The sequence below is a fragment of the Vibrio sp. NC2 genome, assembly GCF_025195005.1.
Taxonomy (GTDB): domain Bacteria; phylum Pseudomonadota; class Gammaproteobacteria; order Enterobacterales; family Vibrionaceae; genus Vibrio; species Vibrio splendidus.
This window is the reverse complement of record NZ_JANVFC010000001.1, coordinates 536,672-561,464: the sequence shown is the minus strand read 5'-3', so window position 1 is coordinate 561,464 and position 24,793 is coordinate 536,672. Positions and strand designations below refer to the sequence as shown.

Annotated in this window: 17 protein-coding genes; 6 read left to right on the top strand and 11 right to left on the bottom strand. The window is 44.3% G+C overall.

Annotated features, from left to right (window positions below; all coding sequences use genetic code 11):
- The first annotated feature begins 138 nt into the window (after positions 1-138).
- From NX845_RS02580 to NX845_RS02570, 3 genes are read left to right on the top strand one after another with little or no spacing between them, the layout of a single operon-like run.
- Positions 139-1,545 carry a DASH family cryptochrome gene (locus tag NX845_RS02580; protein WP_260256494.1) on the top strand — a complete coding sequence of 469 codons (1,407 nt, stop codon included), beginning with the start codon at positions 139-141 and terminating at the stop codon, positions 1,543-1,545.
- Complete coding sequence (locus NX845_RS02575) at positions 1,542-3,101, top strand: cryptochrome/photolyase family protein (protein ID WP_065681880.1); 1,560 nt, start codon at positions 1,542-1,544, stop codon at positions 3,099-3,101. Before NX845_RS02580 ends, NX845_RS02575 begins: the two co-directional genes overlap by 4 nt.
- Positions 3,101-3,841, top strand: a complete 741-nt coding sequence (locus NX845_RS02570) for an SDR family oxidoreductase (protein WP_065681881.1) — start codon at positions 3,101-3,103, stop codon at positions 3,839-3,841. Before NX845_RS02575 ends, NX845_RS02570 begins: the two co-directional genes overlap by 1 nt.
- 148 nt (positions 3,842-3,989) lie before the next feature.
- Here the strand turns inward: NX845_RS02570 and NX845_RS02565 are convergent, their stop codons facing one another.
- The 7 genes from NX845_RS02565 to NX845_RS02535 form a co-directional block, all read right to left on the bottom strand.
- Positions 3,990-4,874 (bottom strand): PA4780 family RIO1-like protein kinase, encoded by an 885-nt coding sequence (locus NX845_RS02565; protein ID WP_083994914.1) that lies wholly within the window; start codon positions 4,872-4,874, stop codon positions 3,990-3,992.
- 93 nt (positions 4,875-4,967) lie between these two features.
- Positions 4,968-5,111: a DUF2256 domain-containing protein gene (locus tag NX845_RS02560; RefSeq protein WP_083994908.1), complete on the bottom strand. Its 144-nt coding sequence runs from the start codon at positions 5,109-5,111 to the stop codon at positions 4,968-4,970.
- 363 nt (positions 5,112-5,474) lie between these two features.
- A complete protein-coding gene (locus tag NX845_RS02555; protein ID WP_065681882.1) occupies positions 5,475-9,191 on the bottom strand; it encodes an AAA family ATPase in 3,717 nt (1,238 codons plus the stop codon).
- Between the two features lie 5 nt (positions 9,192-9,196).
- Positions 9,197-10,450, bottom strand: a complete 1,254-nt coding sequence (gene sbcD / locus NX845_RS02550; RefSeq protein WP_065681883.1) for an exonuclease subunit SbcD — start codon at positions 10,448-10,450, stop codon at positions 9,197-9,199.
- Positions 10,451-10,662: 212 nt separating this feature from the next.
- Positions 10,663-11,232 carry a porin family protein gene (locus NX845_RS02545; protein WP_017085555.1) on the bottom strand — a complete coding sequence of 190 codons (570 nt, stop codon included), beginning with the start codon at positions 11,230-11,232 and terminating at the stop codon, positions 10,663-10,665.
- A gap of 508 nt (positions 11,233-11,740) precedes the next feature.
- Positions 11,741-12,397 carry a glutathione S-transferase family protein gene (locus tag NX845_RS02540; protein WP_065681884.1) on the bottom strand — a complete coding sequence of 219 codons (657 nt, stop codon included), beginning with the start codon at positions 12,395-12,397 and terminating at the stop codon, positions 11,741-11,743.
- Positions 12,398-12,585: 188 nt separating this feature from the next.
- Entirely contained in the window at positions 12,586-13,182 is a 597-nt protein-coding gene (locus NX845_RS02535; RefSeq protein WP_017078060.1) for a LysE/ArgO family amino acid transporter, read from the bottom strand.
- A 488-nt stretch (positions 13,183-13,670) separates the two neighbouring features.
- Between NX845_RS02535 and NX845_RS02530 the strand changes: the two genes are divergently transcribed.
- Complete coding sequence (locus tag NX845_RS02530; protein ID WP_065681885.1) at positions 13,671-15,389, top strand: S8 family peptidase; 1,719 nt, start codon at positions 13,671-13,673, stop codon at positions 15,387-15,389.
- Positions 15,390-15,717: 328 nt separating this feature from the next.
- On the opposite strand, the gene NX845_RS02525 is transcribed toward NX845_RS02530, so the two are convergent.
- The gene (locus NX845_RS02525) at positions 15,718-16,242 is read right to left on the bottom strand and encodes a GNAT family N-acetyltransferase (protein ID WP_065681886.1); all 525 of its coding nucleotides are present in this window, start codon (positions 16,240-16,242) and stop codon (positions 15,718-15,720) included.
- 274 nt (positions 16,243-16,516) lie between these two features.
- On the opposite strand from NX845_RS02525, the gene NX845_RS02520 reads away from it, so the two are divergent.
- Complete coding sequence (locus NX845_RS02520) at positions 16,517-17,812, top strand: GGDEF domain-containing protein (protein ID WP_065681887.1); 1,296 nt, start codon at positions 16,517-16,519, stop codon at positions 17,810-17,812.
- 288 nt (positions 17,813-18,100) lie between these two features.
- Positions 18,101-18,856 carry a class I SAM-dependent methyltransferase gene (locus NX845_RS02515; protein ID WP_065681888.1) on the top strand — a complete coding sequence of 252 codons (756 nt, stop codon included), beginning with the start codon at positions 18,101-18,103 and terminating at the stop codon, positions 18,854-18,856.
- Positions 18,857-18,988: 132 nt separating this feature from the next.
- Here the strand turns inward: NX845_RS02515 and NX845_RS02510 are convergent, their stop codons facing one another.
- The 3 genes from NX845_RS02510 to NX845_RS02500 form a co-directional block, all read right to left on the bottom strand.
- Positions 18,989-21,034: a TonB-dependent receptor domain-containing protein gene (locus tag NX845_RS02510; RefSeq protein WP_065681889.1), complete on the bottom strand. Its 2,046-nt coding sequence runs from the start codon at positions 21,032-21,034 to the stop codon at positions 18,989-18,991.
- A gap of 172 nt (positions 21,035-21,206) precedes the next feature.
- Positions 21,207-22,136 (bottom strand): LysR family transcriptional regulator, encoded by a 930-nt coding sequence (locus NX845_RS02505; protein ID WP_004733932.1) that lies wholly within the window; start codon positions 22,134-22,136, stop codon positions 21,207-21,209.
- A 226-nt stretch (positions 22,137-22,362) separates the two neighbouring features.
- Positions 22,363-24,552, bottom strand: coding sequence for an immunoglobulin-like domain-containing protein (locus NX845_RS02500; protein WP_065681890.1), 2,190 nt, complete (start codon positions 24,550-24,552; stop codon positions 22,363-22,365).
- Between the last annotated feature and the right edge of the window lie 241 nt (positions 24,553-24,793).

Here is a 24,793-nt window from a genome sequence, read left to right as displayed (position 1 = left end):
ATTGGTTGGCTTCTGTCCCCTCCTCAATCCTCTTCTTTCCCCAAATTCAACCAATACCCATTTGACGTAATCATTTGTGATCTTGTTTGTTCATCCACTCGTAACCGTCTAATAACTAACAAATCACGAGTGCAAGCAATGAAAAAGATTGGTCTCTATCTTTTTACGAACGACTTAAGAATCAACGACAATCAATTGCTCCATTACGCTGCGCAGAGCGTCGATAAACTCATTTGCGTGATTGTCGAACCCACTTTGGTTCGTTTCTCTGCTGATTTAGCGCAAGAGCAAAGTTATGGCGCACATTGCCAGGCTTTTGTTTCACAATCGATAGTCAATTTGAAATCGAATTTAGTAAAGCTTGGGCAGCAACTTGTCGTAATTCACAGTAACCATTTAGAACCAGGCGCTGCTGAGCATACACTTAGCCAAATCATTGTGTCACAACACGTCACTCACTTTTTCGCTAACGCACATTGCGGCTACGACGAGCTACAATTGATTCGATCAATACAAAGACAGTCCCCTAACTTAGTAATGTGTTTACCACATCACTCGACCTTGTTTGACTCACATGAGCTACCGTTCGAATTATCAAAAGTCCCGAGCTCTTTTACCAAATTTAGAAAGCTAGTCGAGCACTTGGATGTTAATCGCAATGAGACGGTTATTTCAGCTCTACCACCAGCAGTGAGACTAGCATTAACATCGACATCGACATCGACATCGACATCGACAATCTCATTATTCAGTTCACCAAATGATGAAAGCGCAGTAATAAGCGATTATTTGGGTGGAGAAGACGCAGGACTAGCGCATTTAGAAAACTACTTTTCACATGACTACGCTTTTAATTACAAGCAGACTCGAAACGCATTTGACGGCATCGAAAACTCAACCAAGTTCTCACCGTGGTTAGCGCTCGGCTGCGTTTCACCTAAAACGATTTATCGCCAATTGAAACAGTTTGAAGCCAAGCATGGCAGTAACGATTCAACCTATTGGATCTACTTTGAGTTGTTATGGCGCGAATATTTCTATTGGAAGTGTTTGTCACTGGGTTCCTCGTTGTTCAGTGAAACCTCTGACCATGAACTCAACTCTTCAAACTCCTCAGCGACGTCGAACCTGAATTTCGCCAAATGGAAAAGTGGCAATACCAACTATCCGATTGTCGATGCGTGTATGCGTCAGCTCAATACAACTGGCTATATGTCGAACAGAGGAAGACAACTGGCAGCCAGCTGTTTGATCTACGAACTAGGGATCGATTGGCGACACGGCGCAGCCTATTTTGAGAGCCAACTTATCGACTATGACGTGGCATCAAACTGGGGCAATTGGGCGTATATAGCCGGAGCGCTGAGACCTCAGGTAAGCACTCAAACCAACAAGCAAAAGAATGCCAACCAAGCACAACCCAAATCACGTCATTTTGATTTGGGTAAGCAAACGGATATGTACGACCCAGACCATGCGTTCATCAACAAGTGGAATGTCAGAAGCAAAGAACTTGTCTTAACCAACAATCAGGATGTGTTATGAATTTCAAAACCGTGCGCCTTGTCTTAGGCGACCAACTCAATATCCAGCACTCTTGGTATCAACAGGTTGATGACGAGGTCATTTACATCATCGCTGAACTTAAGCAAGAGACTGACTACGTTGCATCGCACATCCAAAAGGTGGCCGCTTTTTTCTCTGCGATGGGCTATTTTGCCGACGAACTCAAACAACAAGGTCATCAGGTACTCCACCTCACTCTTGATGACACCACGCAATTTGAAAATCTCGATGCTCTATTGCAACACTACGTACACGAATTCGGCGCTGAGAAATTCGAATATCAAAGGCCAGATGAATATCGCCTTTTAGAGCAGATGAACAAGCTAAAGCTAACTAATGCGACCAAAGGTTGTTGTGATTCCGAACACTTCCTCTTTCCATTCGAAGAGATCGAACAACAGTTTCCGAAAGACAAACACATCATGATGGAACACTTCTATCGCCGAATGAGAAAGCGCTTCGACATTTTGCTAGAAGACGGAAAGCCCGTTGGTGGAAAATGGAATTACGATGCGAATAATCGAAAGAAGCTCAAGAAACAAGACATTGAAAGCCTGCCTCAACCTCTGATGTTTGCCAACGACATTTCCGTGATTTTAGAACGCATCGAGCGTCATCAAGTTCAAACCATTGGTGAAGTTGGCGATCAATTATTATGGCCAGTTAACCGCGCACAAAGCTTGTCTCTGCTCGCTCATTTCTGCCAGGTTTGCTTACCGTTATTTGGGCAGTTTCAGGATGCGATGACTACAGAACACGACTCTAAATGGAGCTTGTATCATAGCCGTATTTCGTTTTCGCTGAACAGTAAACTGCTGAGCCCTAAAGAAGTGATTGATGCTGCGTTATCAGCTTATCAAGCTCCTTCTAAGCCAAATGCACCCACTATCGATATTGCACAAATCGAAGGGTTTGTGCGTCAAATACTGGGGTGGCGAGAGTACATACGTGGCGTTTATTGGGCGAACATGCCTGCTTACGCCAACAAAAATCACTACGCAGCAGACCGTAAGTTGCCTCATTACTTTTGGGATGGGCAAACCAAGATGAATTGTATGAAGCACGCGATTGATCAATCCCTAGAGTTTGCTTATGCGCACCACATTCAAAGGCTTATGATCACAGGTAACTTCTGCTTAATTACGGGTATAGACCCCGACCAAGTAGACAGTTGGTACCTTGGTATTTATGTTGATGCGATTGAATGGGTCGAAATGCCGAATACGCGAGGTATGGCACTTTTTGCTGATGGCGGGATCGTCGGAACCAAACCATACTCTGCCAGCGGTTCTTACATCAACCGTATGAGTGACTACTGCAAAGGCTGTCACTACAAGATAAAAGAACGCAGCGGAGAGCAATCTTGCCCTTTCAATAGCTTGTACTGGCGCTTTATGAACCAGCACCGCGATGCGTTAAACCGTAACCCACGCATGGGCATGTTATATCGCTCTTGGGACAACATGGACGAGCAAGACCAACAAGCGATACTCGAGACCGCAGAGCAACGAATCACAAACTTGGAGAATTTATAATGGTTGAGCAACTCAGATTACACATACTAGTTGTCGGTGGGAGTGGCGGTATTGGTTTCGCTGTGGTTAAACACCTATTATCTGAGCTGTCTCGGTTTGATTTTCTTGATGTGCATGTAGACGCGACTTACCACTCTCAACAGCCAGAACTAGAAAACAATCGTTTGAACTGGCACAAAGTCGATGCAACCAACGAAACTGATATCGTGCAACTCAGCAGACAGTTTGAAAAATTGGATTGGTTGATAAACTGCGTGGGTATGCTTCACACGCCAGAGCTCGGGCCGGAGAAGAACTTGTATTCTATCGACCCTGAGTTTTTCCTGAAAAACATTTCGGTGAATGCCCTACCCAGCTTATTACTGGCAAAGCACTTCACACCAGTTCTTAAAACAAGCGACAATCCAAAGTTTGCTGTAGTTTCCGCAAAGGTAGGCAGTATTTCAGACAACCGATTAGGAGGTTGGTATAGCTATCGTTCATCGAAAGCGGCGCTCAATATGTTCATCAAAACCATGTCGATTGAATGGCAACGCACCATAAAGAAAGGCACCGTGTTAGCGCTACACCCGGGCACAACAGATACCGCTCTATCTAAGCCTTTTCAGACCAATGTCCCTGAGGGTAAGTTGTTTGAGTCGAGCTATGTCGCCCATCAATTGGTGGACATCATTCGCACTGCTACACCTGATAACAGTGGGCACTTCTACGCTTACGATGGTGAGCAGCTAAAGTGGTAGTTAATATCAGTGGCCGTCTTTCATGAGTGCTAAAAAAGAAAACCCAACAGAGTTGAGGCTCTATTGGGTTATTGTTTTGAAAGAGCGCCTTAGTTTTTTAAGGCGTTATGACTGACATTTTACGAAAGATCAAAACAGATCATTACGATTACTCAGCCCAATTGAACTTGCTGTCGTCAACACCTTCTTTTTCTTCTTTAACACGCTCGCGTCGGTGTTGCTCTTCAATTCGCGCAGCGTCTATCTCTTGCATAATGGCTTCGATGTCTGCCAAATCGTCAGTTTCTGTAAACTCGCCCGTCAGCTTGCTGTCTGGCTTTAAGTCGCCTTTCTCGTACAGCGCCCACATTTCCTTGGCATACTCGGTTTTCGCCAATTCAGGGGCAAATTGAGCGTAATAATCACGGATGTTATTGATGTCACGAGCCAACATCCACTCAGCGTTGTTATTAGCCGAAGCATCGACAGCTTGTGGTAGATCGATAATCACAGGGCCGTATTCATCAACCAATACGTTAAACTCAGACAAGTCACCATGGATCAAACCCACGCAAAGCATTTTAACCACGTAAGTCATCATCACCGCATGATCTTCAATCGCTTGTTCTGGCGGCATTACAACATCGTTCAATCTTGGAGCAACATAACCGTCATCATCAGTGACTAGCTCCATAAGCAGCACGCCATCAAAACAGCCATAAGGCACAGGCACACGTACGCCCGCTTCAGCCAGTTTATACAAGGCATCCACTTCAGCGTTTTGCCACACTTTCTCTTGTTGTTCTCGGCCAAAACCAGAGCCTTTTTCTATCGCTCTGGCACGGCGGCTATTTCGGACTTTTCGGCCTTCACGATACGCCGTTGCTTTTTTAAAGCTGCGCTGGCTTATTTCCTTATATACCTTGGCACAACGGATCGTATCACCGCAGCGTACTATGTACACTGACGCTTCTTTGCCACTCATTAATTGGCTTGTCACCTCGTCGACTAAACCATCGTCAACTAAGGGCTGTATTCTTTTAGGTATCTTCATGCCGCCTTTATACATTAGTTGTCTTACAGATAGAAATATTAACTTAAGAAATGAATGACGAAACTAATAACGTGTTCTAAAAACGAACAGAAGTTATGCCAAAGTTGGCTTATAACGACGACAACGTTCAGAACAGTAGATCACGTCATCCCAACAGCGCTGCCACTTATTACGCCATGAGAAAGGCTTTTGGCAAATAGGACATGTCTTAGTTGGTAAATGAGGCTTCTTGTGCATGGCCGTTTCCTTTTTGATGAGTCCACTTCCCGCGTCTACTAGTGATTCCCTATTACGTTCGTTCCTCACTCTAGGGAATGACGAAGGTAATACGACCAACCCCAGATTCCCTATTACATTCGTACCTCACTTTAGGGAATGACGAAGGTAAAAAGAATAAATCTAGAGTCCCTACTACGTTCGTAACTCACTTTAGGGGATACCGGCAGTTACTCTAATCATTCTTTACTGCAGAACGTGACGGCGGAGTGATTGATAACAGCCCCAAAACTCCGTCATCCTCGAGAAGGAGGAACGACTGAGTCGGGGATCTGCTTAATCCGGCTCTGTTTCTATTTCTGCACTGATGAACATGACTAGAAGCTAAGCGAAAACCTTGTACTGCTTCTCCATCTCACTCACACCTAAGCCAGAGTGTTTTGTCACTTTAAGTTGCACAGGCACTCGCTCTTTCAATGCTTCAACGTGACTGATGACGCCAATCATCTTGCCTGACGCATTCAGGTTATCGAGCGCGTTTAGGGCAATGTCCAATGTGTCGCTATCCAGCGTGCCGAAACCTTCATCCAAGAACAAAGAATCAATACTGGTTTTGTAACTCACAAGATCAGAAAGCGCTAATGCCAACGCCAAGCTAACCAAGAAGCTTTCACCACCTGACAAGGTCTTAGTATCACGCATCACATCGCCCTGCCATGTATCAAGCACTTGCAGTTCTAAGCCATCATCGGCTTTACGTTTTAGCTCGTAACGACCATGCAAACGCTGTAGCTGCTTGTTCGCAAGGTACACCAAGTTTTCCAAAGTTAAACCTTGGGCAAACTTACGGAATTTATCGCCGTTCTTAGAACCGATAAGTGAGTTCAGACGTGAGATATCATCAAACTCGACTTGTTGCTCGTCGATTTTCTTGAACAAATCTTGCTGATTACTGCGGTTCTGGTTATCGGTTTCAAGATTGGCAGAAATTGCACCGATCTTTGTCGCATGGCTTTGTTGTGCGTTTTGACACTCAGTAGTCGCTTCTTCAACTTGCTGTTGGTCTTGCTCTTGCCATGCTTTCGCATTTTCGTGGTTTTGTAGCTCCACTTGCGCCGCTTTGGCGGTGTTCAACCTAGCTTGCGCACTGACAATCGCTTCGTCTAAAGACTTCTTCAGGCTTTGAAGTTGAGTTCTAACCTCTTCATCTAACAACGCCGCTTCAAAATGTACCTCATCTTCGAATGGGCTAGCTTTCAGTGCATCTAACCAAGCATTCGACGCTTGTGTGTGACTGGACTGTTTACTAAGCAACTCTTCAGAGAAGCTAATGTGTTTGGTTTGCTCAGTTCGATGTTCAAGTTCACAACGGTTAAGCACCAACTGCGCGGCATCAAATGCATTTACTGCTTCAATGACTCTTTGCTTCATCGCATTGCTGGTGGCTTGAATGTCTTTGTCACCAAACAACTCTGTTCTTTCAGCCGTTACACGAGTGAGTTCTGACACTAAAGACTCACTCTCTTGCGTCAGTGTCGCGATCTCTTTCTCCGCGCTGCTTAGCTTGTCGTCTAAGGTTTTCAATTCGGCATTTTGAGTAATCAGTTGCTTCTCAATATCGGTCTGTTGCTGTTTGGTTTGCTGCCATGTGCTTGATGCTTGCGATTTCGCAGTAAACCAATCATCGATATGTTCAAGTTCAGGCGCTTCGATAGAAGTTTGAACAATGCTCTCTTTCAGAGCGTTCCATTGTTGTTCTTTCGCTTGAGCAATCTGAGCCACTTGTTCGTTTGCGACTTGGTTTTGCTTATTCAAATCAGCTAAGCGTTGCTCGGCCAACTCGAGATTAGATTGCGCCTTGTCAGCCATAACACTTACCGACAAGCGTTGTTTCTCAGCTTCGGCATAATGCGCTTTAGCATCAGCCAATGCTTTGAGTTGCTGCGAGCTCTGACTTAGTTGAAGTTCACACTGCTGAGCAAAGGTCGCGACGGTAGCTTCATTACCTAAATCGTTAATCGTTAGCAGCGCCAGTTCAGGAGCCGTGCCAACGAAATCAGATAAGCTCTGTTGAAGCTTGCCGACAACGCCTTGCCAATTCATTTGAGCCTGCTGAATATCCGCTTGCGCTCGCTGAATGTCATCGTTAAGCGCTGCAATCATAGGGGCAAGAGAATCTAACTGCTGACGATGCTCTTGGCCTTCTTTTTTGATACCCGTTAGCTCTAGGTTTTCCCTATCTTTTTGAGCAACCAAATTTGCAATGTCTTGCGACTGTTCAATCGCATGGTCTGTTGAACCACACAGTGGGCATTCAGATCCAGATTCTAGAGCTGCACGATATTTTGCTAATTCACCTTCTTGATCAATCAAACGCGTTAATCGTTCAAGCGAAGTCTCTCTCTCTTTATATCGCTCCACCAACACTTCACGCTCTTTCGAAAGCTTGTCGACCAACTGGGTGTTGGTTTGATGTGCCTGTGTTTTTGCGTGCAGCTGTTGCTGGGCATTTAGGAAACCACGATTAATCTCAAGTAATGAGTGCGTATGGCGATTCCAAAACTCCAACAGATCTTTTTGCGCATTCAACACTTGCTCACTGGTGTTGCCTTGCAATGCTTCCCATTGTTGCTTTGCACTACTTTCTAGCACAACCAATTCAGCTAAAGTTTTATCTTGCGTTGCTTTAGCGTCTTGAGCAGATTTGATGATCGTTTGCTGTGCATCAACCGCAGACAACGCTTGCTTCGCTGAGTTTAGTTGTTCTGCATGCTGACGCTCTAGAGTACGAACTTGCTCTACCTTTGCTTGCCACTGACCTAAGTATTTTTCCAAATGCTGGTCAGCTTGATGCGTATTTAAGTACTCAGTACTGCGTTGATCTTGTTGCTTTAGTGCATCTATTTTTTGAACCAAAACGACCTGTTGATTAAGCTGCTGCGTATGTTGCTCGTTTAGCGTGTTCGCTGCATTAACGGTCGCAGTTTGCTTATCTTTGAGTACGGCAATTTGGTTGTCTAGCGGACGCACTAGATCGATGATCTTCTCTTGATCTTGTTGCTCGGTTTTTACCTGTTCGACAATTGCACTGCTTTGAGTCAGTTTAGTTTGCGCGTCTGTCTTTTCTGCATCACGAGCTTCAAGTAACTTGGCGCTGTTATCTAAATGAGCTTGAGTGGTGTTTACCTCTTGTTCGCAACGCTTTAAATCTTTGTGCACTGGGCGCAGCTTTTCAGCCGGTTCACTGTATGCCAAACGCTCTAATGAAGGTTGATTACGGTCTAGTTCATCTTGAGCTGTTTTAAGATCGTGCTCACTGGTCGCGATAGTTTGCTCAGCTTTGGTCACGTCTTTCCACCAGCTTAGATGCGCTTGCCACTCTTTTAATTGCTCGGCTAAACGCTTCTGCTCGGCTTCTAGCGTTTCTCGTTCTGCGGTTAGCTCTTTGATTTGCTCTTCAGACAGTAAGCTCACACCTTCTGCTTTCGCTTTAAGGTGATTAAGCGACTCTTCACTCGACTTGAAATGATCGTAGATGCGCTCAGAGATCAGGCTATAGACTTCTGTACCCGTCAGCTCTTCAAGTAGCTCTGCACGGTCGTTAGCATTGGCGTTTAAGAACGCTGCAAACTCACCCTGAGACAACATGATCGATTTAGTGAAGCGCGAAAAATCGAGACCAGTTACCTGCTCCACCAACTTTGTCTTCTTGGTCAACATAGTCTCTAAGACTTTATCGGTGTCCGCATCCGCAAATTCACACGTTGGCGTTTGTAATGCGCCATCGTGCTTTCCGCGAGCTCGCTTTTGGTGGAAGTTAGAGCGATACGTTTTGCCCTGCACTTCAAATTCAAGCTCAGCGAAACACTCACCCGTGCCACGCGTCATTAATTCGTTGTTGCCTTTAGCGATGCTCTTTAAACGCGGTGTGCGGTGGAACAATGCCAAACAAATCGCATCAAGAATGGTGGTTTTACCTGCCCCTGTTGGGCCAGTAATCGCGAACAGACCATTTTCTGCAAACGGTGATTGGGTAAAATCGAGCTTCCAACGCCCTTTCAAAGAGTTCAGGTTTTCAAATTCTAGGCTTAAAATCTTCATACTGGTTACTCTTCTACTTTGTTTGGCGCTTGAGCGCTCTCAGACACTTCAACCATCACTTGTTTAAACTTCACCGTCATGCGCTCTAAACGTGCTTTTTCAGAATCGGTTTCAAATTCTTCTAAGGCAATACGCTTCGTAAACACGTCCATCGGGCTCAATTCAGATAAGGTTTCTGCCGACTCTTGCTCTAATGCTTGATTACGACGTTCTCTTGCGCGGCGCAATTGAAGCACTTCCACATTCAAACCTTCGGTTAGTGTGCGCATACGCTCTTGAAGATCCGACAAGTAATCTTGCGCTTGCACTTCTATCGATAACCACACGCTTTGGTCGCTATCTAAGCCTATATATTGATTCAGTTGAGATTCGATCTCGCTCAAGTCGCCTTTGATTTCAGCTAGGGGTTGGAACGTTGGAACTGGCAATTGAGAAATGGTGCGCTCGCCCTCAACAAACTCAACCACACATACCTGCTTTTGAGATTTAAGTTCATCAAAGCTTAATGGTATAGGTGAGCCGCAGTAACGAATGTATTCACGCTTTGCCACCACTTGTGGGCGATGGATGTGACCAAGTGCAATATAATCTGCGTCTGGGAAGCCATCAGCGGCAAAACCATCAAGGTTGCCAACATAGATATCGCGTACCGAATCCGATTGTTGGACACCCATCGCCGTTAAATGACCGGTAGCGATAATCGGCATGTGCTCGCTGTTATCAAACGTCGCACGTTTTGCAACAGCGGCGTCATAGACACTTTGATAATGCTGTTTGATAGCATCTCCGAGTTGCTTCTGACGCTCAACGCCTGTGACGCCCGCCTGGCTGGTCAACACATCACGAGGGCGAATAAAAGGAATGGCACAAACCAGCGCTTCTACATCGCCGTTCTTGCCTTTTAGTTCAACTACCTGAGTCGCATGATCTTCATTGGTATTAGGAATCACGTCTGCGCCCATGTATTTGAGCAGCTGTTGTGTCTCTTTAAGCACAGACACCGAATCGTGATTTCCACCTAACAACACCAATTGACAGCCGACCTTGTTCGAATCGACCACGAACTTGTTATACATCTCACGAGCGTAACTCGGCGGTGTACTGGTATCGAAAATGTCGCCAGCAACAATGATCGCGTCAATGTCGTGCTCTGTAACTTGCTCAAGTAACCATTGTAAAAACCGTTCATGTTCATTCTTACGGCTTTTATTGTAGAAGTTTTGGCCAAGATGCCAATCGGACGTGTGAAGAATCTTCATTGCTGCTCACTGGAAGTCGGTAATACCTTTAATCTACCAAAATAGTCGACATAATTCCCTTTTATAAGCTTGTGAAAACCAACTAATTTCAGGCTTTGGACCAACTCCGCCCACAGCGTGAGCAATCGTTATTTTTGACATAAAAAACCGCTCTACGTTAGAGCGGTTATAGGTGTCCATGACATTAGCTGTAAGTTATTTCACAGAGGTCATTAAAAATTGTACGAAGCACCCAGTGTTACTGTGCTAAACGCGACATCGCGACTCGCCAGCCTATTACCATTAGGGCCGAAGAATTCGATATTTACTGCATCTGCTTGCGAGATTAAACGTAAGGTTAGGTTTTCTACTGGCGTATATTCAACACCTATACCAAAATGAAAGCCTGCACCAGAATCATCATCAATGTAACTAGAGCCCTTAGAGTTTAGATCAACGTAGCTCAGGCCTGCGGTTACAAACGGACGAATTGAATTATCAAACGTGTAACCCAAATTTGCCGCAACAGAGAAAGATGTTGGTGAAAGTACTTTAGTGCCAAATTTTTCATAATCAGCATAATCTGTGTAACCAAGTTCGATACCAACAATGCGGTTAAATTGGTAACCACCGTAAAGGCTATATCCCATGCTTTCAGCATCTAAATTACCTGCGCCGTCAGTGTCTGAGTCTTGATACACGCCAAGGCCAGCTCCAATGTATGGACCACCTTCGATACCAGCAGCAAATGTAGGAAGTGAAACTAAGCCAACTAGGCCCAATAGAAATGATGATTTAAGCATGAAAATACCCTTTTTTTGTCTGTCCTACAGCAACGTTGATCAACCGCCAATAGCTTCCGACACTATTTAACCTGTTGCGTTACTGTTTAAAATAAATTAAATAAGCAACCCCTAATGAATAATAAAACACTGTTCATTTGCGGAGCGAATGAGAAAGTACCACAAGATTTTTAGGTCATCAAACGAACAATCATAGATATTTAGTCCAGTCTTATTTATGAGACAGATGTATTTCCTGAGAAGTAACGAGTACTAAAACACGTATAAACCTGATAGTAAATCTGAGCATCATCAATATTAAGTTCTTTATAATCATGTCGTTACCGTACTAACTAAATTGTTACTCGTTCTCAAAAACAACCTGAATCTTCACGCCTAAATATAAAAACTCATCCTGATCCTCTCTTTTTCCAATAAAAGATATAAAGAGAAGAATGAGTTTAATTTTGGGAGGATATTTATTTAGAACAGCCTGCTATTAAAATATATTTCAATTTAATTCATATTATTAACGAGCTTCAGCGAGACTAGCCAAATAGTTATTCGTTAAATAAAAGCCGCTGAACTTCTCAATAAAGTCCGCAGGAACGGTTTTATCGGTCAAGCCAGATTCAATCAGCGCCACTTGCCACTTCTGTACTTTAGGGAAGCCTTCAAGCATATCAAAACCAGAGCCTTCTTTAATCACTGACGCTCGGTGTAACAGCGGTAGCCAAGCGATGTCGACGTTAGAGATGTAATCGCCTTTGAAGAAGTCGCTGTCACCCAGCTTGTTCTCGGCCTTTTGGAAGGATTTTTGAAGATTCGCTAAACGTGTCTCAAAGGTTTCTTTGTCTTTACTGCCCATCGTTCCACATTGCGGCATGTAATGTTTGCTTGCCTGATAAGACCAAGCGCGATCTAGTGCTTTTTGCTCTGCAGACACCTCTTCTATCGGCGAATATTTATCGTCTAAGTATTCAACAATTGCATCTGACTCAAACAGAACTGTGTCATTTTCTGTAATCAATACTGGCACTTGTCCGTTTGGCGAAATATCTAGGAACCATTGAGGTTTATTATTTAGCTCAATGTATTCAATTTCAAATGGGACATTTTTCATTACTAAAGCACCCATTACACGTTGAACGAATGGGCAGTTTTTAAAGCTAACAAGTTTAATCATGGTTGACTCCGAATTAGGTCATTAATTTGTATTTGTACCCCTAAGACGAACGCCAAAACCGAAAGACGAAAAATAATTCTATTTTTTTGGAAATAATTAAATGCGGAGATAATTAAAGGCAGTCACTTTAAGTCGTCACTTTCGGTAGGAACTTTAGATAATATGTTTGAATGCCTAATTACGAGCGGCTAAACGATCAAAGATATTGCAATAGACGCCATGATCATGCCAACGACAAATTCCAACACCTTCCACGCTCTCGGGTTCTTAAACATTGGAGCCAAGAAGCGTGCGCCATATCCAAGTGAAAAGAAGAACACAAACGACGCCGATACTGCACCAGCGCCAAACAACATTTGGTTAGGTTGATATTGGGTTGAGATAGAACCCAGCAATACCACAGTATCCAAATACACATGCGGATTAAGCCAAGTAAACGCCAAACACATCGCAATCGCTTTGGTTAACGAGTCTTTGGTTTCAGCAGTGGCTTCTAAGGCGTGGGTTTCAGTAAATGCTGAACGGAAGCTTAAGAATGAGTAGACACCCAAAAAGATAGCCCCGCCATAACGAGCGAGCTGCTCAATTTGTGGGAACTGTTTAACGATTGCGCCAAAGCCTGTAACGCCGAAGCTAATTAGTAAGGCATCAGAAATGGCACATACAGCACAAACTGCCAATACGTGTTGATTCTTAAGCCCTTGCTTTAAAACAAATGCATTTTGAGAACCGATTGCAAGAATCAGCGAAAGCCCAAGGGAAAAACCAGCAAAATAAGTCGTCATGGAAAAAGGTCTGTAAAAGTAGTGACGGTAATAATTGACACAATACTGCCAATTAATCAGATTGTTAACAAGTGACTCTGTTGTTTATCAATGACACGTTTGGTGTATTTTTGGCCATTAGAGTAACAAAAACACGAGGAGCAGACGCACACTTCGACTCTAACCGAAACGAGTCACCCTACCCTCAGATACAATAATTAACAATCCAATCAATTGATTTTAAACACCTTTAATTCCAAGTTTTATTTTATAAATGTTGATTTTATTAATAGAATTTAGCTCAAAGTTTGAGAATTAAAAATCGATCACAGTGAGATCTTCCTACCATTTCATTGACCAAGCGAATGATACAAGTCTGATTGCATATTACCTTTTAACTGCGTTTTGAGCGGGCATTTCCCTCTCACTCAACTGACTTACTGCGTGTTTTTTACACTTCGTTTCGAAGAAGTCAGCGTTAGTCGCACAATGATAAGGATGCACCACAGATGAATCACGGACAAAGACTTACCACTATAGCCCTAGCTATTATGGCTTCAACCCACGTATCAGCTACGACTCTGAACGAGAGTAGCCCAGAGCCACAACCTATCAACTCTCCTTTTATTCAAGATGTAAAAGGCACGATTGTTGAGGATTACTCACGAGAAACCATTCAACCTTCGTTCTTATCTATGAGAATGATGAGTAACGCCGATGAACAGCGCGGCGATTGGTTTAACTTATCGGCGAGCTACACAAGACTTCAAGGCGTGGGTTCAGATATTGTGTATGACTACCTAATGCCCCCTCTTATGCCACAGCCAGTTATCGTTGCCGTTCTTGATTCGGGTGTCGATGTTGAACATGAAGACCTAAAAAACAAACTTTGGACCAATGAAGGCGAGATCCCAGGCAACGGCATTGATGATGACGGCAATGGGTACATCGATGATGTCCACGGCTGGAACTTTCTGGGTAACTCGTTAGGTATTAACGTTGATCAAGACACACTAGAGGTTACCAGAGAATACAAAAAGTACCTTGAGTTAAAAGAAAATGGACATTGGATTCCGCGTAAGAAACGTAAGTACTATCAAGGTGTTGAATCCGATTACTTGTCGTCTCTAAAAGATGATCAAGATGCGTTGAATCGCGTAACAACAGCAACTAACCAAGCCAATGAGTACAAAGCAGAAATCCTTGAACTCACCGATCACAAAGACTTCACAGTAAACGGATTGCAACCGCTATTGAATAACGAAAATCCGAGCATTGTTACTGCAGCTGAAGGGCTTTTGAGCGTATTTGATTCATGGTATTCATTCGAATATCTAGAATCACGTCGTAGCCGCTATCAAGACTCTCTAGATTTCCACCTTAACCTAGAGCTCGATACGCGTGGCGATATTGTTTGGGATGACATTTCTAACCCTTGGGAAAAAGGCTACGGCAACAACGATGTGAAAGGCCCTGTAGGCTCACACGGCACACACGTTGCTGGAATCATCGCTGCTGAGCGTAACAACTCAGTGGGTATTGATGGTGTGGCAGATCATGCTCAAATCATGGCAGTACGTATGGTGCCAAATGGCGATGAGCGAGACAAAGATATTGCCAATGCGGTGCGTTACGCCGTCGATAATGGCGCGAAGATCATTAACATGAGCTTCGGAAAAAGCTACTCACCACGCAAATACATTGTCGACCATGCATTCCGCTATGCCGCTCGTAAAGGCGTGTTGATCGTTCACTCTGCAGGTAACAGCCGCAACGATAACGACATCAAACCAAGCTTTCCAAACCGCTACGCTAAGCACTACCGCTCGAAGCCTATTTCAACGTGGTTAGATGTGGGCGCATCAGCGAAATACGCAGACGAAACCTTGGTCGCAAGCTTCAGTAATTTCGGTCAGAAATCGGTTGATGTATTTGCACCGGGATATCGAATTCTGTCAACCACACCGGGGAATACTTACGGTTCGAAAAGTGGCACTAGTATGGCTGCGCCTGTCGTTTCTGGCGTCGCTGCGTTAGTGTGGTCGCGCTATCCTGATTTACCGGTAAAAGAGCTAAAGGCGATGTTAATGGGTGAATCAAAAATCTACCCAGAGCTGCTTGTTAAAAAGCCATCAAGCCCAGAAGATTTGGTTCCGTTCAGCACCCTTTCTATCTCAGGCAGCGTTGTGGATGCCGAAGCGATATTTGCAGAACTAGAAACACGCTAACGCTTTAACTATTAGTCATTGATACCGAATATTCGTCATTCCCTAAAGCGAGGGACGAGCGTTATAGGGAATCTCGCTTTGCGGTTAGAGATTCCACATACCTCGTCCCTCGATTCTGGAATGACGCTGGGGAATCAAGTCAATGTTGTGCACGTCACTTCCTACTGTGTGGCGATACAACCACCTCACTCTTAACAGCGAGGAACTACAACCGTGTCACTTTCTACGTAGAGATACACCCACCCTGTCATTCCCTACAGTGAGGAACGAACGTGATAGGGAATCTTTCTTTTACTTCGATCTACAATTTCGACCGCATCTACCTCATCTACCGCAACTCAATACTCATGAACTGGCTGTGCGGGTCCAACACATAGTCAGCAAAGGGTTCGCAGTATCCGAAGCCAAACTTTTCATACAGGTTACGCGCGGCCTTAAAGTAGTCTTCTGAGCCGGTCTCTAAACTGATTGTTTGATACTGGCGAACGGTTGCTGTGTCTATTACATGCTGTAACAGTTGGCTTGCAACACCTGACTTTCGAGCAAACTGTGAGGTTCTCATTGATTTCAGTTCAGCATGTTGTGCATCAAGCTCTTTAATCGCAACACACCCGAGCAGTTGGCTGTCTTTCCAAGCGCTGAAAAAGGTAATTTCTGGCGACTTAAGTCCATCAAGATCCAATGCATGAACGCTTTCAGCTGGTGACGTGGCATACATATCGGCAAGGTGTTCTTCAAGCAATTCAACGACTTCCCCACCCGACAAGTCATCATGCTTAATTTCTATTGATGTGCTGCTTTCCATTACTGTTCCGTTTCCCATTGAGTCCTTTGCTTTTATTTCTGGTTTCATTACCTCAACTCTCCTTGTTTAGTTCGCTTATTTAGCTTGAGTGATTTGGCTTTAATTACTGGCTTGATTTCCTGATTGTTTCCTTTTCAAGAACTCGGTTTGAATCAGTAAAATTACTGATTAATCATGAAATTATAAATGCCATACTGACCTTACCTAGATAGCATATTTTTCTTATCTAGTCTCTTCATAAAAGTGTTCCACAATGCCTGTGTGGTCACCACTTCGAGGAACAACACCTGTTTCAATTTAACGAATAAGTAGCCAGGTCGATATGAGCATTCAATTAGATTTAACCACCACGACACCCTGCCAGAACTTCGATTCCGCGCAAGGGCGCATGACACTGCAAAATCACCGAATTATTGATGTCGACAACGAAATCGCTCAGATCTTTGGTTACCGAACCCGTGAAAAGCTGTTATTGAACGTTGAATTTGTTTATGCGTTAGTTCCTGACAGTTACCAAGAGCTAGCCAAGAAACGTTACTTAGAGTCCATAAAAGGCAAACTAAAAAAAGGAAAGTTGTACACCGATATTCCAGTCAATGGCCGCAACATCTCTATCTTTTGCCTATCACACATTATTGAACTCAATAGTAAACCCGCCCTCCAAGTCACTATCATCGACATCACATCCGTAGTCGAAGCTCAGCGCAAACGTAACGAAACGGATCGCATGTATCGCAAGCTGCTTAATACATCGAAACAAGGGATCCTGATCCATAGAAACTTCAAACCTTTGATGGTCAACCAAGCATGGGTAGAACAACAAGGTGCGGACTCAATAGAGCAAGTGCTTACGATGGACTCCATCCTATCCATCGTACCTGAAGATCAGCGTTCAACGGCCATCAGACGCTGCGAGAACATTCTCAATGGCAATACACCCAACTTTAGTTCCGTGGTATCTAACCAATGCTTTGATGGCACACACAAATACTTCAACCTCTATGACAACGTGATTAACTGGGAAGGTGAAGACGCGATACAAGTGATCCTTGAAGAAGTCACCGATAAAGTATTACTAGAAAGGGAATTACTGCATCGAGCAATGCATGATGACTTAACGCGTGTGTTCAATCGTCGTGCTATTTACGATTGGCTCAAGAAGCCGGTTAATCAGCATATGGAGATGTCATGTCTGTTGATTGATATTGATGACTTCAAATCGATTAACGATCGATTTGGGCATACAGTGGGTGACACGGTGATTAGGCACTTAGCAGACACAATTAAAGCTCACATTGAGTTGTTAGGTGGTGTAGTTGGACGTTGGGGTGGCGAGGAGTTTATTGTGTTCATTCCAAAAGCGAAATCTGCCCATACCAAAATCATCAGCGAACGAATCTGCCACACCTTCAATCAACATACCTTCTACGGCATTAATCGCCGCGCTTTTACAACGAGCGTGAGTATTGGCGTTACCAACCAGTGCTTGTGCCACTCTGCCAACACCATTGATACACTTATTCGTGTTACCGATGATGCACTATATCGTGCGAAAGCGAATGGCAAAAATCAAGTCTCGATCAACGATGATGTGGTTTGCTATGAAGCACTAGCTTGATCGCAGTTCCCTGTTCTCCTTCATGTTCCTCTGGCTCTCCTTCATAATCCACTGGCTATCCTCCATAACCCACCAGCTCTCTTTCATAATCCACCGCCTTTTTAAGCTTGCGCTAAATGAGTCGGCTAACCGTACAAATTGAGCACAGCCACACATAATTAAAGTACAGCCACCGAGAATTAAAGCACATAACTTGATCGAATATTTGATTGCGATTTCGACATTTCGGTATATGATGCGCCACCCTCATTATATCAGCTAACGCTGTAGGCACTTATGTCCGCCAATATGTCAGCTACTATTTCTTCCAACGCACTTTATACCGACCTATCCGGTTACTACGATTTAATGTGTGTTGATATTGACTATCAAGCGCAAAGTAACTGCGTACGTAGGCTACATCAAATTTTCGGAAATGGTGGAAAGACTCACCTCGACTTAGCTTGTGGCACTGGTCCACACGTTCGTCACTTTATCGATTTTGGTTACCAAAGCAATGGACTCGATCTCAACGCGCCAATGCTAGATATCGCTCAGGTTCGCTGCCCCGAAGCCAATTTCTCAGAGCAAAACATGAGCAGTTTTGAAGTGGTGGAACCTCTGGATTTGATCACCTGCTTCTTATATTCAATCCATTACAATGATGGTTTCGAGAAGCTAAAAGAATGTGTTGAGAGCGTACATCGCGCTTTAAAACCAGAGGGAGTTTTCTGTTTTAATGTGGTGGATAAAGACAAGATCAGCAATGATCTTTTTGTTCGACACACCACCAATCTTGAACAAGATGATTTCACGTTCAGCTCAGGCTGGTATTACTCTGGCAAGGGTGACAAGCAGGCGTTAAAACTCAGTATCGAAAAAACGACTGCTGGTGAAACTCAAGTGTGGAATGATGAACACCCGATGGTGGCATTCTCGTTTAAAGAGCTCATTGAAATATTGAAACCCTACTTTGAGGTTCATATTTTTGAGCACGATTATGACAAACTGCTGCCTTGGGATACCAAATCAGGTAATGCTCTGATCGCTTGTGTAAAAATCTAGGTCAGTCGATACAAAACGAATTAGCCAGATTCAAGCACAGACAAAAAAGAACCCACACTCGCCGTACTCTTTATCGAGCATCCAGCCAGTGTGGGTTCTTTTGTATCAAGCTATCGGTGTTCGAACTCTCGATTAGAAGTCCGCTGTCATACCTACGTAGTAAGTACGTGGCTCTTCAACAAAACCCATGCTCTCTAGCTCTTGTGATACCGCTTCGTCAGTCAAGTTAGTAATGCCTGCGCGTACTCTAACCGAATCATTAATGTTGTATACCCCACCAATATTAAGCGTAGTGTAGGCTTCTTGAGTCAAATCAGTTTCGATATTACGCTCACCTCGGTAACGCGCACTAACAAAGGTGTTCAGGTCGTAAGTTGGGCTCCAGTTCAGTTTAACTAAACCCGAGTGCTTATAACGCTCAAGCAGTTCTTCACCAGTCGACTTATCTTCAGTGTCTAAGAATGTGTAGTTACCAGATACGCCCCATTCATCCGTTATTTGGAATTGACCAGTAAGCTCAGCACCTTGAACCACAGCCTCAGACACATTGGTATAAGTACGTTTGCCTTTCACATAGCCAGTTGAGCTAGAACTATCGGCACACCCTTTACCCGATTCAAACATTCCGCCGTTCTCGCAGTAGGTTTCGTCACGATCAATAAGGTCGTTGATTTCATTGCGGAACAAGGCACCTTCAACGTTCCAACGAGGTTGGCTGTATATCGCTGCAATCTCATAGTTCCAGCTCGTTTCAGGCTTCAGGTCTTCATTGCCATATAAATCACAAGCACCTTTACAACTGTTAACTGTGTAGTCGGCTTGGTTTTGAGTCAATGTTGGTGCTTTAAATGCTTTACCCACGCCACCCTTAATGATCAGGTCATTCGTTGTTTGGTGCACCAAATACACACGAGGACTGAACTCTTCACCGTACAATTCGTGCTTATCTAAACGACCACCGATGGTTGCTGTTAGTTGTTCAGTCATCAGCCATTGGTCTTGAACAAATAACGCTCCTTGATACGCTTCTGATGTGCCATTGACCAAGTTTTCTTTGTTGGTTAATTCGCTCAACTGATAGTCCATACCAAACGTTACGGTATGATTCTCACCAAGATAAGTCGTCGCTGATGCTTCTGCTATTTGAGTTAACTCTTCTACGTCACTGCTGTAGTTAGTATCAGAATCCGCAGCGTCGTTGTCAGTCACATTTTCGCGTGAGTAGCGAACTTGTGTATCACCCCAGCTCCAAAAGCCACTGTGCGTAATCGCTTGGCTCTGACGCACTACTCGTGTGTCAGACTCAATCACAGACGATACGTTTTCTGCAGATGATTCACGCTCGTCGTCACTGTAGCCAAAATCGAAATCGATGGTTTGGTTGTCTGTTGCATTCCATGTCAGGCTCGCGAGTAAGCTTAATGTCTCTCTTTCTTCTAACGCAGTAATGTCTGAACGATCGTAACCAGAGCCATGTGTACCAGAATAGGGTTGCCAAGCATCACGGCTAGTTTGGTTAACAGATAGGCGAGCAAACAACTCGTCTTCAATTAACGCGCCCGATGTTGTGAAGCCCATCGAGTACTCTTCTCCACCATCGCCGTCTAACGGAGATGAAGTGTCCATACTTAACGTAGAACTCCAATCGTTTTCTGGAGCCTTAGTGATGATGTTGATTGTGCCACCCATGCCATCTGAACCGTAAAGTGCAGACATTGGGCCGCGGATAATTTCAACACGTTCGATCGAATCAGCAGGAATGGTCGATAGGTCGAAGTCGTTACCTCGGATGATGGCACTCGCCGAGCTTAGACGACGGCCATTAACCATGATAAGCGTGTAATCTGAATCCATACCACGAATAGAAATCATCTGACGGCCAGCACGTGTGCTATCAAAGTCAGATTCGACACTGGTTGATTCTGCAACGATGTCAGCCAAAGTAATACCAGGGCTGTCTTCAATGTCTTGAGCGGTGATCACTGACATTGAAGCCGGCGCTTGTTTTAGTGCCATTTCAGTACGAGTTGCCGTAACAACCATTTGCTCATCTGTTGCTTGCGCTTCTTCTTGCGCCAACACGTTAGCCGAAAGTGAGGTACAAATAACAGCGACTGCGATCGAAAGGGGTTTACGAACCAAAAGAGGTTTGCGAATCAAAAGAGATCTCTCAGACATGATATTCATTCTTATATGTGATTGGTAATGATAATGGTTTGCATTAAACAACCAGTTACCACTCTTATCAACGAAAGTTTCATACCAAAAATTGATTCTCGTTATTCAACTTTCAAATAATAAAACCAACACATATTCATTTTAATAGCATGACCTCAATAGCATTCACCACCTAGATAGATTGGGTGTATATCTCTTTAAATAGATCACGAACCCAACGACACATAGGGTCATTATGGAAACGTTTATGCCAATAGAGATAAACATCTTCTGATGGGCTTCTGATCGCTTTGGGAACGCGTTTACAAATTAAATCTCGTTGATTGGCAGCTTGTGTCGCAAATGGTGTCGGCAAGTGAAAGATGATGTCGGTCGTCTCCGCAATATCCGCAGCAATATTGAAGTTGGACAACTGAATTGGGATCGATAGTTGGCGCTGCTTATCAATCAAACCAAGATCTTTAAATCGACTTTCGATCGAGAGCTTCTTATCCCCTTGCAGTGAGATTTGGCCAAGTTGGCTATTCAACAAATCATCAACGGTGATCTCTTTGTCCGCCAGAGGGTGGTCTTTGCTCATTAATAACCGATAATCGCGACTGATTACGAACATTCGATACAGGTTTTGTTCAGAACTTAATGGCTCATGCGTCGACAACACAAAATGCGCATCACCGGATAACAGAGGCTCAAAGTGTCGTTTAGGAATCGAGTCGATATCGACAACCATATTCGGCGCTTGCTGGCGAATTTGTGCCACTACTTTAGGCAAAAGGTGTGAAACCTGAGGAACCAAACCAAAAAAACGAACCGTACTATCACTCGTTTGTGGTTCAAACACGTCTCCGTGAACCAGTTTCTCAAGGCGCGTAAGCACAGAGTTGAGGTCTTGCTTGATGACCTCTGCTTTCGGGGTCAGTTCATAGCCATAAGCAGCTCGCACCAACAAATCATCGTTGAACACAGTGCGAAGTTTTTGTAGAGATCGGCTCACCGTAGGTTGGCTCATATCCAGCGCCAACGCCGTGTTGGAAACGTGCTTCTCTTCAAGAAGGTGTTTAAGAATAACGAGTAGGTTTAGGTCGACTTGGGCAAGATTCATTATGCAAATATTCACAACAGAGAAAATTCAGTGTGCGCATAGTGCATCTACCACCTCATTAATACAATTGATAATCACTCTTATTTTGATCTGGAGCAAAATGCAGAGCCGAGTTTGAGGTTAGGAAAGGTTTGAAGCTCTAAATCAGAAGGAGACAATTAAAAAGAGAGGCACAATGGCCTCTCTTTGATCGTCTACTTTATGCTGCTAGCGTTGAGCTATCAGACTACAGCTTTGTCCAAGCATCTTGCCAGTATTGGCTTTCTGCTGGTGCGTAAGACGCGCTTGCACACCATGCCGTGTACGGCCAAGGTTTACATTCGTACAGACCATTATCGCTGCCGACCACAATGTCACCCGCTGCGTAGTTTGTGCCCGCTTCATACGGAGGGTAATCACCTGGAGGAGGAGTCGTTCCGCCACCGTCTTTAACAGCGAACGAATCATTTACCATCACCATTTCACCGTCAGATGCTTTACCGACAACCTCAAGTGCATATTGCCCTTCCGCTACATCGTACAAGTCCATGGTAATAGCACGGCTGTCCGTTACGTTAACCTGAGTTTGCTCAACCACAGTACCTGCACTGTTGATCACCATAGCGGTAACATCTAACGCTTCATTTGATGTCAGTGTTAGGTCTAAACGAACATTGCCGTTATCTGGCGCATATTCTGACTGAAGGCCTGAAACTGCAAGCTCTAAGTCATCGCCCGGATCTGGGTTACCACCACATGAAGAGTCTGAAACTTTTCTCCAAACGCCCCACTCACCTGTTGTTCCTGGCTCTTCGCCACGAGTGTACCAACCCGCTCCCCACGTTGAACCGTCGTGAGATACTTGGTCACCTTCAACATAAACGGTGTCGGCATCCCATGCAGCAGCACAGTTAGAACCATCCGTCACAGACACTTTACGGTCAGCGGTTACAGTTTGGTTCGCGCTATCTGTTACGCTATACACAAGCGTGTAGTTGCCGATTTCATTTACATCGACACTACCAGTGTGTGTGATAGTGCTTGTTAAATCGCCATCTTCAGCATCATTCGCCGTTACGCCTGCCATAGCATCAAATGCAGTACCCAACACAACAGTAGTGTCAGACACACCATTAAATACTGGCTTCTGGCTGTAAACCTCTACCGTTCTCGCTTTAGTGGTTTCGTTGTTATCGCTGTCTTTCACTCGGTAAGTCAAAACGTAAGTGCCAATCACACTGGTTTCAACGTAACCTTCAACATCAATTGACGAAGTTAGATCGCCGTCTTCTTTGTCTGTTGCCGTTACGCCATCCATAGGATCAAACGTTGTGCCGTGAAGAACACGCGTATTTTCGATACCTTTAAGAACTGGCTCACCCTCTACTGGTGGTGGCGTCACTTGACCGTGTACAAACGGGCCGTAGTCTTTAATAAACTGCTCGTTGTATTGTTGACCGTTTTTGTTAGTACCCATATCCCAGTTGATAGACCAAGTCATCACACCGCGCAGCGGTTGGCCTTGAGTCGTTAAGGTCTCGAACGCGTCGTATAAATCTTGAGGATCTTGCACAAAGCCAGTTGCTGCAGCATCAATGCTAGAAGGAATACCAAACACCAGCTTGTCATGTGGAATTTTGTGGAAACCGCGCGTTCCGTTGATCAGAGAATCAGAGATGTAGTAGATGAATTCTTCTTTTAATGCATCGTTGTTTTGAGCAATCCAGCCCACACCGTCAACCCAGATACCGTCGCCACCTTGGTTGTAGAACTGTGGGTTAATCCAGTCGTAATAACCTTCTAGATTATCGATATAAGGAACGTACTTACCGCCTGTCGTTAGATACGGGAACTCAGGCGCCATAGTAATAAGGAAGTTTTTCCCTTCGGCACGGTAGTGGTCTTTTACTAGCTTAAGTGCGTCAGGAATAACCGTTTGGTTGTTTGCTGCGGTTACTGCTGCTTGTTCAAGGTCGATGTCTAGGCCATCGAAACCGTAACGCTCAGTAAGGCGGATTATCTCATCAGCAAAGGCTCTTTCATCGCCCGTTTCAAGTTCTACGTGTGCATCAGCACCGCCCAGCGCTATCAGTACAGAACGGCCTTGCTTGTTGAGTTCGGCAATTTGGTCAATAAATTGTTCTTCTGATAACCCAACGGTTGGGTCCAGTTTAAAAGTTGGGATTCGACCATCAGCCACATCGTAAACCTTCATGAATGACACATTCACGATGTTATACATTGGGTTTACTTCATCCAGCGTCACGCATGGCGCATTACCACCTTGGTAGCCGCCACCGTCACACCAGTTGTGCCAATAACCGACCACGACACCAGAATCTGGATTCGTCATATCTGAACCATTCGCATAAACAGCGCCAGACATTGCGGCCATGCCGACCGATACAGCTAATTGTAGAGCTTTACGTTTCAACATTAGTCCCACTTCCTTACTTAACAGCTGTGCCAATCACAACCGAACCAATTCATTGTAATCATGAATATTTATAGAGAAGTAATGGAATTTATAGGAAAAGATGACCTTTGATTTAACTTGTGATTTTAAGTCACAGATTGAATATCAAAATCAATATGATTTTGACTTTTCATTCAAATTGAAATGCTAAAAGCTGTTATTTTCGGCCGGACACATTGACCATGCAAATATTTAATCAACC

Coding starts and splice junctions, on each gene's coding strand:
- NX845_RS02535 (WP_017078060.1), bottom strand. CDS start 13,182: ATGACGACTTATTTTGCTGGTTTTTCCCTTGGGCTTTCGCTGATTCTT.
- NX845_RS02560 (WP_083994908.1), bottom strand. CDS start 5,111: ATGCACAAGAAGCCTCATTTACCAACTAAGACATGTCCTATTTGCCAA.
- NX845_RS02525 (WP_065681886.1), bottom strand. CDS start 16,242: ATGAAACCAGAAATAAAAGCAAAGGACTCAATGGGAAACGGAACAGTA.
- NX845_RS02500 (WP_065681890.1), bottom strand. CDS start 24,552: ATGTTGAAACGTAAAGCTCTACAATTAGCTGTATCGGTCGGCATGGCC.
- NX845_RS02570 (WP_065681881.1), top strand. CDS start 3,101: ATGGTTGAGCAACTCAGATTACACATACTAGTTGTCGGTGGGAGTGGC.
- NX845_RS02555 (WP_065681882.1), bottom strand. CDS start 9,191: ATGAAGATTTTAAGCCTAGAATTTGAAAACCTGAACTCTTTGAAAGGG.
- NX845_RS02530 (WP_065681885.1), top strand. CDS start 13,671: ATGAATCACGGACAAAGACTTACCACTATAGCCCTAGCTATTATGGCT.
- sbcD (WP_065681883.1), bottom strand. CDS start 10,450: ATGAAGATTCTTCACACGTCCGATTGGCATCTTGGCCAAAACTTCTAC.
- NX845_RS02545 (WP_017085555.1), bottom strand. CDS start 11,232: ATGCTTAAATCATCATTTCTATTGGGCCTAGTTGGCTTAGTTTCACTT.
- NX845_RS02580 (WP_260256494.1), top strand. CDS start 139: ATGAAAAAGATTGGTCTCTATCTTTTTACGAACGACTTAAGAATCAAC.
- NX845_RS02510 (WP_065681889.1), bottom strand. CDS start 21,034: ATGTCTGAGAGATCTCTTTTGATTCGCAAACCTCTTTTGGTTCGTAAA.
- NX845_RS02505 (WP_004733932.1), bottom strand. CDS start 22,136: ATGAATCTTGCCCAAGTCGACCTAAACCTACTCGTTATTCTTAAACAC.
- NX845_RS02565 (WP_083994914.1), bottom strand. CDS start 4,874: ATGAAGATACCTAAAAGAATACAGCCCTTAGTTGACGATGGTTTAGTC.
- NX845_RS02575 (WP_065681880.1), top strand. CDS start 1,542: ATGAATTTCAAAACCGTGCGCCTTGTCTTAGGCGACCAACTCAATATC.
- NX845_RS02540 (WP_065681884.1), bottom strand. CDS start 12,397: ATGATTAAACTTGTTAGCTTTAAAAACTGCCCATTCGTTCAACGTGTA.
- NX845_RS02515 (WP_065681888.1), top strand. CDS start 18,101: ATGTCAGCTACTATTTCTTCCAACGCACTTTATACCGACCTATCCGGT.
- NX845_RS02520 (WP_065681887.1), top strand. CDS start 16,517: ATGAGCATTCAATTAGATTTAACCACCACGACACCCTGCCAGAACTTC.